Genomic DNA, 13,923 nt, shown 5'->3' with positions numbered 1-13,923 from the left:
GCTAAGCTCGCGGATGCGCTTGGCGGTAGCTGTCTCGCAGGCGGCGGGTCGATACGTGGGTGTAGATTTGCGTCGTTGTCAATTGCTTGTGGCCGAGTAGTTCCTGAACACCTCGGATGTCGGCACCCGCATCCAACAAATGAGTAGCGAAGGTGTGCCGTAGTGTGTGCGGGCTGGTTCGAGTCTCGATGCCGGCTCGTCGCAAATAGGTTTGCAAAAGCCGTCCGACGCTGCGGCTGCTCAGCCGGGTCCCGAAGCGGTTCACGAAAACGGCGGGTGTCTGACGAGTTCTCCGCTGTTGCAAAAACGCCTCACGAGCCGTCAGCCACTCCGTCAGGGCCTGCTGGGCTGCCGGTCCTAAGAGCGCCAGCCGTTCCCGCTTTCCTTTCCCCCGAACATGCAGAAAACCTTCCCGAAGCTCGACATCGTCCAAATCCAGTCCCACGAGTTCGCTGACGCGCAGTCCTGCCGAATAAAGCACCTCCAAGATGGCGCGATCCCGCACACCCTGCCACGTTCCGGGGAAGGGGGCCTGCAAAAGTCGGCGGATCTGTTCTTGGGTGAGGAACTGGGGCAGTTTCCGCTCTTGGCGCGGCCCCCGCAGGCTTTGAGCTGGATTGATCTGAAGTGCTCCCTGGCGGCAGAGAAACCGGCCAAAGGCGCGCGCCGCAGCCAGCCGCCGGGCAATCGTACTGCGCGAATACCCCTGCTCATGCAGCCAGACGAGCCAGCCACGCAAGGCTCGCATCGACCAGTCTGCCACCTCCAAGGCAGTTTTCCGGCGCTGCTCCCGGAGATAGGACACCAATTGCATCAAGTCCTCGCGGTAGGACTTGATCGTCATCGCAGAGGCGTTCCGCTCTATGCTCAGATGCAGGAAAAAGTCCGCCAGATGCTGTTCAAGAGTCAAGGAATTCCATCCCGGTTGCGGTACTTCAATGACACTCTCACCCAGGTTTCCTAGCCGTCAGCACCTCCTGAAACCACCCTTTCATCGCCGAAGTTGCTCTATTCCCCCTTATGGGCTTTCCGGAGAATCGAAGCGGTAGGATTCGTCGGAGTGTGACGAGATAAAGGGGTGGTGGGGATGCAAGCCTTCGGAGTCCTGGCGAATGCGCTGCGTGAGTAATGTGGCATCCTGCCAATTGATCGGCGAGTCCGGGTCCGCTGCCCGGTAGCGGATCTCGTCGATGAGCATCTCCCGGCTCATCGCGTCGTAAACGAATATAAACCGTTCGTGTCCCTTGATCAGGGCCACGACGTTCCAGGTTTGTAGCGGATCGCCATTGTCTGGCCATGTCCGTCTCATATCTCTGCCATCGGAGTTTGTGGCAGAGCAACTTCCCTGGGATTGAATAAGTCAGCTGGTGTACCCATTTTGGCCAAGTTAAAATCGCTACGCCTGGCAGAATCGCTACAATTTCCGCAATTGGCTCTGCGAGGCGGCGATTTTTTCCCAAGGGTGGCGTATTTCCCTAGCTTCCCTCTTGACACATGGGTAAACTTTCGCACGCTTTTCCCTGAAGTCATCGGCGTACCAGGCTTTGGGTCGACGAGCCAGTAAGTGGCGTCGCCCGCAAACCGGAGAGAATCCGTGAGCACGACAGCTCCTGCTGCGTCCAACGGCCCCACCCTGAATGACAAAATCTTGTTTTGGGCCAGTTTTTTCACCCTGATTGCTGCGGGGATCGGGTTTTCGGTCCGCGGGGTGGAAATCCTCAAAGATTGGGGCAATCAATTTGGGTTCACCCAAACCGAATTGGGAACCATCACCGGGGGAGGACTCGTCGGCTTCGGCCTCGCCATCATTTTCTTCAGCTTTTTGGCCGACCGTTTCGGCTACGGCAAGCTCATGGTGGTGGCGTTTCTGCTCCATACACTCTCCGCCGTGGTCACCTTTGCCGCCACGCCTGTTTTCAATCAGTACGGCAAGGAAGGGGCCTTCTACTGTCTCAACTTGGGCATGTGGCTCTTTGCCCTGGGCAACGGAACCTGCGAAGCGGTGATCAACCCCCTGACCGCCACCCTCTTTCCCAAGAACAAGACACACTGGCTCAACATTCTGCACGCCGGCTGGCCGGGAGGGCTGATTCTCGGTGCTGTCATCATGCTCGGTTTCAAACAGTTTGCGCCGGACATCCGCTGGGAATATAAACTCGGAGTTTTTCTGATCCCGGTTTTCATCTACGGAATCATGATGGTCGGCCGGCGCTTCCCCAGTTCTGAAGCCAAGAGTGCTGGTGTGTCCGTCTCGGACATGATGAAGACCATCGGCTTGTTCGGCTTTACCTTCGCCGCTGTCATGATTGCTATGGCGTTGGCCAGTTTTCTACCCAGTGTGGTCGGTCCAGCCATAAGCACTGATGATCCGGAAAAACGGGATATGATTCTGAGTTATCTCGGCGGCGGGATTGCCTTGGTCATTTGGTTGGTCTTCGCTTGGTACACCAACTTCAGCATTGGCAGTTGGGTACTGGCCTTACTCTACATCATGCATGCCTTGGTCGGCTACGTGGAGTTGGGGACCGATAGCTGGATCACCAACATCACCGATCAAGTGGTTCAGAATCAGACGCAAGCCACTTTGGCCTTCATCTGGACTAACATCCTGATGTTTACCCTCCGTTTCTTCGCAGGTCCCATCGTGCACAAGATCAACCCTGTGGGCTTGCTCTTCTTCAGCGCGGTGTTGGGGGTCGTCGGTTTGTATCTGCTCGGCAATCCCGCGATCAATTCCATCTGGCCCTGGCTTTTGGCCGTCACCATCTACGGCATCGGCAAGACGTTCTACTGGCCAACACTGCTGGGGGTAATCTCCGAGCGGTTTCCCAAGGGAGGCGCCTTGGCATTAGGCTTGAGTGGGGGGATTGGCATGATCAGTGCCGGTATCCTCGGAGGACCAGGAATCGGCTATAAGCAAGACTACTTTGCCGTGTCCTACTTGCAGGAGACACCCGAACGGCAGCAGACTTACGAGCGCTATAAGGCCCGCACGGAGTCCGGACAACCCGACCTCAAAGGTTTCCCCATTCTCTCCTCTCTCTTCCCACAGGTGGCGCCGAAGGTGGCAGGCATCGACAACGCTCGGCTGAAAGTCTTTCAAGACTACGCGGCCATTCTGGATGAGAATGGTAAACCCCGACCCCAACAGAAGACGACATTGGAAAGCGATCTGGAAACCATCGAGACCCTCAAGCGCCAAGGCCGGCCCGTCGAACCCAAACTCGAAGAAAATCTCCGCAAGCTGTATCAATGGTGGGTGCAGGAAGGGTTGCCCCACTTCTCAGAGGACCAACACATTCTGCCCCAAGCTCGGCTCTACGGCGCCAAGATGGCCTTGCTTTATACAGCCGTCGTGCCCGCCACCTTGGCCGCCGGTTTCCTGGTCCTGATCCTTTACTTCTGGCTGCTGGGAGGGTATAAACAGGTCCATCTACAACATGGCGGAGCGGAGCACGAAACCCGCGATTACTGATTCCGCTCGAATTAGGCGATCCGCTATTACCAATCCTACTGCTACTCATCGGAAGGTCGTGCCGGTACAGCTCGTGCCGGTAGGCTTTCGCCTTGGCCCCTGCTATCACTGAGAGTGTCGGGCACTATCCCGCGGTTGTGCTTACTCACGGGGCATATTGTGCCACAAGGGGGCTGCCATGCCATCCGACTACGATGTCATCATCATTGGCGGTGGTCATAACGGTCTAGTCTGCGCTGCCTACTTGGCGAGGGCAGGGCGCCGCGTGCTGGTGCTGGAACGCCGCTCGATTCTCGGCGGCTGTTGCATTACCGAGGAGTTATGGCCCGGGTTCAAAGTCTCAACCGCCGCCTATGTCAACAGTCTCTTGCGCCCGGAAATCATTCGGGACTTAGACCTCAAACGCCACGGTTTCGAGATGATTCCGAGGAACCCGTCCTCCTTCACACCATTGCTCGATGGCCGTTATCTCATGATGGGTCCGGATCGGAACCTAACCTTGAAAGAGATTGCCAAATTCTCTCCGAAAGACGCTGAGAATTACCCACGCTACGAAGAAATGCTTAGCCGCCTTGCCCATTTTCTGGAACCGTGGTTGATGCAAACACCGCCGGATCCGTTCTCAATCCGACCGGGGAATCTCTGGAGAATCGCGGAATTGGGCTGGAAGTTCCGCAAGTTGGGGATACCGCTAGCGAATGAAGCTGTCGAGATTCTGACTGGCGCAGCTCGCCCTATACTGGAACGCTGGTTCGAATCCGAGCCGCTCAAAGCCACCTTGGCCACCGATGCGGTGATTGGTGCCTTTGCTTCCCCTTCGCAGCCGGGAACCGCCTACGTGCTGTTCCATCATGTCATGGGGGAATGCAATGGCGTGCGGGGGGTGTGGGGGTATGTTCGCGGTGGGATGGGGATGATCGCCCAGAGCTTGGCGGCGGCTGCCAGAAGTTTTGGGGCGGAGATCCGCACAGACGCGGAAGTGATCCGTATTCTGATACGAGACGGCCAAGCTTATGGGGTGGCGTTGCGTGATGGAACCGAGCTGCGGGCGCGGCAAATCGCCTCCAATGCCGACCCTCACGTCACCTTTCTACGCCTCGTTGAGGAAAAGGAACTGCCCCCGGATTTCGTAGCGGCCATCCGCCGCATCGACTTCAGTTCCGCTACGGTGAAAATCAACGTAGCTTTGGACCGGCCTCCGAACTTTCGCTGCTTGCCGGGTGAGGGGGTTGGCCCGCAGCACCACGGCACGATGCACATCTGCCCGGACCTGGACTACATCGAGCGGGCGTATGATGATGCCAAATACGGCCGTTGGGCGGAAAATCCGATGCTGGAATGCACCATGGCCACGGCCTTGGACGACTCCCTCGCTCCGCCGGGAAAACACATTTTGAGCATGTTTGTCCAATACGCACCGTATCACCTCAAAGGCACGACGTGGGATCAGGAAAAAGATCGCTTCGCAGACCGCTGCTTTGACGTGATGGAGGAGTATGCTCCGGGATTCAAGGCCAGCGTGTTGCACCGGATGGTCATACCTCCTCCGGATATGGAAAAGGTTTGGGGAATCACAGGTGGAAACATCATGCACGGGGCCATGAGCTTGCATAAGATGTTCAGCTTCCGTCCTGTGGGGGGATATGCGAATTATCGGACACCTATACGTGGCCTGTATTTGTGCGGGGCGGGGACGCATCCCGGAGGGGGCGTGATGGGGGCCTGCGGATACAACGCCGCCCGGGAAATGCTCCGCGACAGATAGACAGCAGACTTGCCAGCTCGGTAAGCAACAAGTGCTATATGGCCAGCGGAAATCATCCCGATCGGGAGGGGGAGACAATGGCCTGAATAATCTATTATTGTGGCCGGGTGCAAGGGGTCGGATTCCGCGTTACAGCAGCGGGACTTGCGAGGAGATACGGCGTACAGGGATGGGTGCGGAATTTGGCCGACGGGAGAGTGCAATTGTGGGTCCAAGGGGATGATGAGGGCGTGGAGCAATTTTTATCACATCTACGGCAGGCAATGCGGGGATACATCGAAGGGGAGGAAAGCTACGCAGTTGCGGATGAAGCGATGGAAGGTTTTCAGATTGTGACGTAGGAAGCGGTTCGGGCGGTGGGTGGGGATCGAGTGTGGGGAGGTTTAACGTCCGATAATGATCATTATGTTTGATTAAATCACCAGCCTCCCACCCTTCGCTTTATGAATTCTGCCGTGTCCTTGCGCCTTGCCTCGCCTCGTCCCTTCTGGGATACCTCCATCTCCGCCTTCCTCCCTGCTTTCCCGGATAACCTCACCTTCACCTTCTAGTTTATTCTGATAAAATGTCCATCGACTCGGTTTCGCTCGGAACATTCCGTAAACTATACTTGGGCCATCAGATGTGTCTAATTTCTGAAAGCTGGGGTCAACTTTGAGCCGAGATTGGATTCAGCACGATAGCCGCTGCTCGAAACGCCGCACGTTTCGACCCGACTATCTTTCTTTCGCCCCTACCTATCAGTGCAATCTGGCTTGCCCTCACTGCTGCGTACCGATCGAATGGACGGACCAATTGGATGTTACCGCTGCCCTCCGCTTTCTAGAACAATGTCCCAGCGAAGGTATCCGACGTTTGGGCTTCACTGGAGGCGAACCCTTTCTCTGCCCAGACTTTCTCATCACGATCACCCGTCGTGCTGCCAAACTCGGATTCCGCTTCGATAAGCTCATGACTAACGGCGTGTGGTTCGAGGAGGAGCAGCATTTGCGCCGGGTGCTGACCCAATTACGCGACGCTGGCTACCACGGCAAAATCGGGCTTTCCGTCGATAAATTCCATGGCGTTCACACCGAAAAGCTGGCACAATTCTGTCGCATTGTGCGGGACGTATTTGCCTCCGATACAATACTTTCTCTCAGTTATGCCAGTAGGAGTCCCGATACCGGTTTGGAACCTATTCAGCGTTTAGCCCGTGCACTCAACGCCGTGGTGGAATATTCCCCTGTGCTCGGCCGTTATTTGCTGGTGAGTGACACCCTGACGATGACGCTGTGCTGGAACCATTTGGCGCCCGTGGAACGAGCCGAAAACTTGCCGGGCCAGCCGTGGGATGGCAAATGGTTCATCGAAGATTATTGCGAGGGTCCAGGTCAAGCCCTGATCGTCAATCCTCGCGGAGACGTCAAGCCGTGCTGTGGCTTTGCCTCGGACCTGGATCAACTCACCATCGGCAATATCTACCGTGATGATGTCCGGACTATCATACGGCGTGCTCGGCGGCACCCGGTGGTGGGTACCATCTTCCGCCACGGGTTGTCAGCATTGCGGGATCAGATATTGGCAGAGAATCCCGCGGCGTTGCCCGGTGCGACTAGCAATCACTGTTTTTTCTGCTGGTACATTTTGACTCGTGGACTCGTGAAGGGAGTTCCTGGCGGCGGCGGCCAAGTCGGTCGATGGACCAAGCCACCTGTTCCAGAAGCCGCCCACCTCGTTCCTCTCGGTACGGAGCGGGTACCAAGAGCGGTTCGTGCACCCAATGCTTCCGGTAAGCGCTATCCCGGATAATGGTAACTCCAGGTAAGTGCGACGACTTCCGGGAGATTTTACGTGCACGCCGGTCATTCTCGCTAGTAAACGCTGAAGGGGTGGACTGTAAGGGGCCATTTTCGCCGAAAATTCATAAGAGGTGTTGCAACAGGGCAGATTGAGCGGAAAAATGGATAACGGAGGAAATGGCGCCGGATAATTATTCCGCCGTTGGCACGATAAAAGCCGTGCGCGAGTTTGGGAGATTGTAAGGAGTTGAAATGATCCCACATATGAAGTGGCGCATGATCCAAGCCCTTGCGGTGCTGGGGCTGGGTATTGCCTTGCTGCCAACCCGATCGGGGGCTTTTGTGGCTGAAGACACCACTTGGCCAACAGATCGCACTGATTTTCCGACCGATGTCTCACAACTGCGTGCTTTGCAGAATCGGGTTCAACAGGTCATCGAAAAGTGCACCCCCTCGACGGTGGGCATACTCATCGGCATCGGAGCCGGCAGCGGTGTGATTGTCAGCGAGGATGGCTTGGTTCTGACGGCCGCCCATGTGATTGCGGGTGATAGTCCCTTCACCAAGGGTGCGGACTACAAAGCTGGGCGTGCCTGCAAGATCGTGTTATCGGACGGACGGAAAGTGAATGGCAAGACGTTGGGGATCAATCCGAAAACCGATGCGGGGATGGTCCAAATCACGGATCCTGGTCCGATTGGGGGCAAATGGCCAGCCGTCCCGTTGGGCAAATCCGAGGAGTTGAAGCGAGGTCAATGGGTGGTCGCATTGGGACATCCCGGCGGTCCGAAAACGGATCGGCCGCCCGTAGCTCGTTTGGGGCGCGTGGAAAATGTCATTTCCGAGCTGGTCAGAACCAACTGTGCCCTCGTAGGCGGAGATTCGGGAGGTCCGCTTTTTGACTTGGATGGCCGAGTCGTGGGTATCCATAGCCGCATTGGTTTGACCTTAAATCAGAACATCCATGTTCCCATCGAGAAATTCCAAATGGAGTGGAAGGCTTTGGTGGCTGGCGAAGTTGTGGGTCGGCCTTCGCGACCCGGTCAACCTGCACAGAGTCCACCATTCCTGGGGGTGGTGTTCCCGGACGACGAGGAAGACGATGCCTGGATTACGGAAGAAGTGGAGCCGAACACCCCGGCGGGTCAAGCGGGCCTGAAAGCGGGAGACACTATCACCAAGTTCAATGGCCAGCCAATTAAATCCGTGAAACAATTTCGAGAAATGATGGCGAAATATAAACCCGGGGATGAAATCAAGCTGACGATCCGCCGGGGCACGACCATCATGACGCTGTCCGTGAAACTCGGTCGGCGTCCCGGTGGCAGTTAAGCATCACAGGTTCGGTTCCTGTTCCCTTAGAAAAGGTGGCATCGTGTGTGAGGTTCCCATGATGATGTATCGCTTCCTGTTTGCTCTCGCCATTGCTGGGTTGTGGTCCGCACCGGGGTGGGCGCAACTGTCCAATAACTCCCGCTTGCTAGCCCCATTCCGCAGCGTGATTGAGCCTGTACGGGACTCTACAGTACGCGTGCGGGTCAATGATCAGGACGTGGCGATCGGAGCAATTGTTGCCGCAGACGGTTACATCTTAACCAAGGCCAGCGAATTACGATCCGGGGAGAATATCACGGTCCGGTTCGTGGATGGCACCGAGTTTCCAGCTCGGATTGTGGGATCGCATCGGCCGACGGATTTGGCGATGCTCCATGTCGATGTGCGTAACCTCAAACCGCTGCGTTTCGGAGACAGTCGGAAGGTCAAGCCTGGAGCTTGGGTCGCAGCTATTGACATCAAAAGCGAGCCGGTCGCGGTGGGGATTGTCAGTGCGGTCACCCGTAAACCTACAGGTCCTGACGCCATGATCGACAATCTCAATCGCGGCTATTTGGGTGTGTTCATGACGGCGGAAGACCCGACGGATGACACGGGGAAGGTGATTGGGGCGAAGGTCACCCGCGTCGAGCGGAATAGCGCGGCGGCCAAAGCTGGCCTGAAAGAAGGGGATATCATCGTCGCCGTCAACGGAGTGAAAACACCGGGACGGCAAGCCCTACGCGATGCTTTGGAAAATTCTCGCCCTAACGATAAGGTTCGGGTGACATACTTGCGTGACGGAAAGGAACACACTGTCGAAGTCACACTCGGCGAACAAACCATGCCTGATCGTAGCGATATTCAGAATCGCTTAGGCGGAACACTCTCCGGTCGGCGGACCGGCTTTCCACTGATTCTACAAACCGATATGTTCCTCAAGCCCAGCGACTGCGGCGGACCTGTAGTGGACCTCGATGGCAATGTCCTCGGCTTGTGTATTGCTCGCGCCGGGCGGGTCGAGACCCATGTTCTGCCGGCGGAGATTATTGTTCCGCTGATAGCCGAGTTCAAAGCGGGCAAATTCGCGCCGTCCTCCTCTGGAACTTCCACCTCCACTCCACCTCGTAAAGACGAAAAAAACGGACAAGATAAGTGACGCGATTGCCGCGCCAGCAGGTCAAGTCTAATTCGGAACCTATTACCGGTTCCCAGCCTCTTCCACCTGCGTTTCCAGTCTTGATTTCATCCTCGCGGACGGCGTAGGATACCGCGTTGTAGGGGAGCAAGGACGACGAGGCTGTGCACAATCCAGCCGCCTGACACCGCAGATTCTCGCAAGGATGCAGCATCTATGCCGACAATCAACAAGCGCTTCCTGATCCGTTTGACCCTCATCTTGCTCCTGTTCACGGGGGCACTGTGGGGTTTGCATCAGTTGCAGGCCGAACGGATTCCCGAAGCCCTCTTGACACAAGCCCAGCGGGCCGAGGACGAACATCGGCTCGATGCTGCCATCCATTATTACCGCCAGTATCTGGAGTTTCGCAGGGACGATGTCGAGGCCCGAATCCGCTTGGCCCAACTGCTACGGCAGCGCCACTCCCAAGGGCGCACACTCGCGGAAGTGCTTTTCCTGTACGATCAGATTCTGCACGCCGACCCCCAACGTCACGATATCCGCCGGGAAGCACTGGCAACAGCTCTGCGGATTGGCCGCTATTCCGATGCCTTGGTCCATGCGGAAACCCTGCTGAAGACCTACCCCGAAGACCCACTACTTTGGCAGCAATTGGGAGCCGCCCAAGCTGGCTTGAACCGGCTGCTTGAAGCTCGCCGCTGTTATGAAAAAGCCGTGCAACTAGCTCCTCAGGAATTGCTCGCCTACCAGCGGTTGGCTCAATTGTTGTGGCGAAATCTGAATGACCCCTCGGCAGCACGGGAAGTCCTGGAACAGATGGTCAAGGCTATACCATCCGACCCAGAAGCCCATCTAACACGGGCGCGGTTTGAAACGTACTTGGCGGAGGACAGCACCGCGGGGGGCGGGGATAGCGGCGTCGCCCTAAAGCATTTGCAGCGAGTCTGCGAGTTGGACCCAGAAAATCTCGAAGCGACTCTGCTATTGGCCGAGATTTATCAGCGACGCTTCCGCTGGGATGTGGCTCAGTATCTGCTACGAGAAGCTCGCCATCTGTATCCGCGCGAGATACGTGTTGTGCGAGCCGCTTCTTGGCTTGAAGTCAGTCGTGGCAACATCCCCGCAGCCATCGCCATCCTGGAAGAGGGCTTGCGGCAACTTCCCGAAGCCCAGGACTTGCTCATTCCTTTGGCAGACCTGCTGATCCAACAAGGGGACAAGGCACGAACTGCGGAGATCCTCCGCCGCTTGCCGAGTTCTTCCACAGCCGCGATTCCCCGGCGCTATTTGCAAATCCGATTGGCGATGCGTGATCAGAACTGGTCGGAAGCCATGCGACTGATCGACCAGTTACAGCCAGAGGTGCAACGCCTAACGGCCTTGGGGATACAGTTGCACCTCCTACGCGCGGTATGTGCGGAACAAATCGGAGAACGGGAAGAAGCGGAGAAATCCTTCCAAAGCGTCCTACTTGTCGAACCCCACAATGTGCAAGCTTTGCATGGATTGGGACAACTCTATCTCGACTCCGGGCGATTCGCTGATGCGGAACGGGTGTGGGAACAAGCAGCCCACTCCCCCTATTCGTCGGGTCCCATTGTCGCGCATTGGGTACGCTTTCAAGCTCACTTGTTGCGTTGCAACCAGGGAAAAGCGGACGAATGGCGGCGTCTGGAACAAGTGGCTGAGGAGGTGGCGAACCGCTTTCCACCGTCCAGTAGCGAACCGGCGGTTTTGCAGTCCGAGGTGCTGCGTGCTCAGGGCCGATATGCCGAGGCGGTCCAGCGGTTGCGCCGCGAATTGGGACGGCGGCCTAACGACATTCCCCTCTGGCTGGCCTTGATCCACACCACAGCCGAGTGGCAAGGCAGTACGGCGGCGTTAGGAGTGGCTGAAGAAGCTCAAGCCGCGTGTGGAGATCAACTCGATATTCGGCTTGGTCGCGGATCGATCATGGTTTCCGAACCGGGGCGTATGCGGCCCTTGCTAACGCTCTGCCAGCATGTCGAAAGCTGGACAGACGGGGATCAGATTCGCTTGCTCCACGGTTTGCTCGATGTCTTCGAGGTGGCCGAGGAGACATCCCAGGTCATCGCCCTGTTGGAACAACTGGCCGCACGCCGTCCGCAAGACCCTACGCTATGGCTGCGCTTATACCAGAAGGGAGTCCAAACCGGTCAGAAATCCATCGCTCAAAAAGCGTATCAGGTACTATTGGAGCGACTAGGGCCGGATGGTGAACATGTACTTCTCTGTCAAGCCTATGATGCCGATCGCTCCGCAGCGGCGGAGTTGCTGTCGCGTCTAACCACCCGCTTCGGTCCCCTGCCCCGCCAGCCCGATGCAGCTCTCGCTCTGGCTCGCTTGCACCAGCAGATGGAGCAGCACGAGCAGGCCGCGCGTTTACTCGCCAGTACCTTCCAGCGGCATCCCACTCATTTCGCTGTGGCATACGAGTGGCTCCGCCAATTACTTATGCGTCAGGATACGACCCGCGTGGAAGCGGTCATCCAACGCCTGCGCTGCGATCCCCGTTGGGGAGTTTTGGCAATCCGGCGCATGATTCAGGCACTGGTGGCTTCCCTGCCCGCGGAACAGCGGGCTTGGGCAATCGACCAATTACGCCCCTTGGTCGAGCGGCAAGCCGGCGGCCTCAGTTGGCTGGGCGAAATTGCAGCACGCTGGCAACTTCCCCAAGCGACTGCCCTGCTCCGCGAAGCTGTTCAAAGCCGTCGGGCGAATGCCGACGATTGGCTGCGCGCCGCCCTGATACTTGGACCGGAGCAAATGCAGGCAGCACGGACCAAACTGTCCGGCTCGACCTACGCCGCCTCACTGGCTGTACTGCGGGAGGCGCTCTCGGCTTCTGCTCCCGATGGGACCGATATCAATGCCTTGGAGAGTACGGAGGAACGGCGGGTTTACCTTCAAACGAGGCTGAGTCTGAAACTGGCTCGACAACGCCATTCGGAGGCGATCACACTGCTGGAGGATTATCTCCGGCATCCGGCACGGGAGCGCAGCGAGCGAGTCTGGGCTCAGAGGCAACTAGCACTGCTCTATGTCCTGCAAGGCACTGAGGCGGGCCGCAAGCAAGCAGCCCATCTTTTGGAGCAAACGCGTGAGGATGAGGGGGCCAGTGCGGCGGAATTGCGAGCCACCGCCCAGGTCTTCGCTACCTTGAGCCGCTTTCTCGACGGCGAGGCCCGGCAACACTTGCTGCAACGGACCGCATCAACCTTGGAGGCAGCCTGGCGCAAAAGTCAAGCCCCTAAAGACCTTTACGATCTGGCTCAGCTCTACCGCCTGATGGGACGCCGGTCGGAAAGCCGCCGCTGCTTGCAAACCCTGCTCAACAACGATCCCGACAATCTGCATTACCTGGTCGCAGCCCTGGAAGAGCTGATCCAATCCGAGGAGTACGAGACGGCGGAAACTTTTGCCAAACGCTTAGAACTCCGCCACGGCGCAGATTGGCGCGCCATCACGGTCCTGGCCCGGTACTGGTGCCGATCCGGCCAAGTAGACAAAGCCCAGCAGTGGGTCGAACGTTATGCCTATGCCGCCGAGGGCAACAGCGGGGACTATTGGACTCGCATGGGACAAGTCGCCTCATTGTTCGATGAATTGGTCCGCTTGCCCCAAGTGCGAAATAGCCCCGCCGGTCAGGCGATGATTGAGGCCGCTGTGGAACGCTATGCCGCGCTCGTCCCACAACATCCGGAAGCTGCCATCGGCCTAGTGGGTCTGCTGGCTTATGCCGGTCGCGTGGATCAAGCCCTCGAACAGTTACAACGTCTGGAACCCTTCCTATCTGGGCAGGTGCGAGCAGGAGCCGGCTTGGCCTTGGTGCGCAATGCCCAAGTCAGCGAAGCGGTGGCATCGCGTGTTCTTCTGTGGATCGATCAGACCCTGCAACAGGAACCCCGGAATGTGACAGTGCGGCTCTATCGTGCGGAATATCATGCTCTGCGTCATGAGTTGGAACAAGCAATCCGTGAGTATGAACTCCTGCTACAGGAATTCCCGGATCAGGTTATCGTGCTCAATAACTTGGCGTGGTTGCTGGCCGCCGATCCCCAACAGGCGCAAAAGGCTCTTCAACTCGTCAATCGCGCGATCCAGAAGGTCGGCCTGACAGGTGATCTGCTCGACACCCGCGCCCGGGCACGCATCAGTTTGAAGCAGTGGGCCGAAGCGGAGCAAGACTTGCAGGAAGCCTTGCGCTTGGAGGCCACCGCCCTACGTTACTTCCACAAGGCCATTCTGCATCTCGAGCAGTCGCCGCCTCAGACCTCACAAGCTCAAGAGGCTTTCGCCCTGGCCCTCAAGCATGGCCTGGAACCCCGCCAAATCCATGCTGCCGATCGGCCGCTCTTCGATAGGCTCAACATGGCCCGTTCAGGACCATCCCGCTAGAGCGTCCAGGTGCAGTCCCCAGGGAACT

General features: G+C 57.5%; 9 protein-coding genes. 7 read left to right on the top strand and 2 right to left on the bottom strand.

Annotation, left to right across the window (positions count from 1 at the left end; genetic code table 11):
- Nucleotide 1: 1 nt before the first annotated feature.
- Nucleotides 2-910 (bottom strand): tyrosine recombinase XerC, encoded by a 909-nt coding sequence (xerC, locus tag H0921_RS00555; RefSeq protein WP_194536083.1) that lies wholly within the window; start codon nt 908-910, stop codon nt 2-4.
- A gap of 108 nt (nt 911-1,018) precedes the next feature.
- Entirely contained in the window at nt 1,019-1,309 is a 291-nt protein-coding gene (locus H0921_RS00550) for a hypothetical protein (RefSeq protein ID WP_194536082.1), read from the bottom strand.
- A gap of 285 nt (nt 1,310-1,594) precedes the next feature.
- Here H0921_RS00550 and H0921_RS00545 point away from each other — a divergent pair, with 285 nt between their 5' ends.
- The 7 genes from H0921_RS00545 to H0921_RS00515 all read left to right on the top strand — a co-directional run bounded on the left by H0921_RS00545 (nt 1,595) and on the right by H0921_RS00515 (nt 13,895).
- Nucleotides 1,595-3,475: an MFS transporter gene (locus H0921_RS00545; protein ID WP_194536081.1), complete on the top strand. Its 1,881-nt coding sequence runs from the start codon at nt 1,595-1,597 to the stop codon at nt 3,473-3,475.
- A 178-nt stretch (nt 3,476-3,653) separates the two neighbouring features.
- Nucleotides 3,654-5,240 (top strand): phytoene desaturase family protein, encoded by a 1,587-nt coding sequence (locus H0921_RS00540; RefSeq protein ID WP_194536080.1) that lies wholly within the window; start codon nt 3,654-3,656, stop codon nt 5,238-5,240.
- 86 nt (nt 5,241-5,326) lie between these two features.
- Nucleotides 5,327-5,581: an acylphosphatase gene (locus H0921_RS18405; protein WP_194536635.1), complete on the top strand. Its 255-nt coding sequence runs from the start codon at nt 5,327-5,329 to the stop codon at nt 5,579-5,581.
- A gap of 313 nt (nt 5,582-5,894) precedes the next feature.
- Nucleotides 5,895-7,031, top strand: coding sequence for a radical SAM/SPASM domain-containing protein (locus H0921_RS00530; protein ID WP_228498876.1), 1,137 nt, complete (start codon nt 5,895-5,897; stop codon nt 7,029-7,031).
- 242 nt (nt 7,032-7,273) lie between these two features.
- Entirely contained in the window at nt 7,274-8,353 is a 1,080-nt protein-coding gene (locus tag H0921_RS00525; protein ID WP_194536079.1) for a S1C family serine protease, read from the top strand.
- Nucleotides 8,354-8,411: 58 nt separating this feature from the next.
- Nucleotides 8,412-9,494, top strand: coding sequence for a S1C family serine protease (locus tag H0921_RS00520; RefSeq protein ID WP_194536078.1), 1,083 nt, complete (start codon nt 8,412-8,414; stop codon nt 9,492-9,494).
- A 195-nt stretch (nt 9,495-9,689) separates the two neighbouring features.
- Nucleotides 9,690-13,895, top strand: coding sequence for a tetratricopeptide repeat protein (locus H0921_RS00515; protein ID WP_194536077.1), 4,206 nt, complete (start codon nt 9,690-9,692; stop codon nt 13,893-13,895).
- The last annotated feature ends 28 nt before the right edge of the window (nt 13,896-13,923 follow it).

The organism is Thermogemmata fonticola, from assembly GCF_013694095.1.
Lineage (GTDB): Bacteria > Planctomycetota > Planctomycetia > Gemmatales > Gemmataceae > Thermogemmata > Thermogemmata fonticola.
Note: the sequence above shows the minus strand (reverse complement) of the source record. Positions and strands in the feature narration are given on the sequence as shown.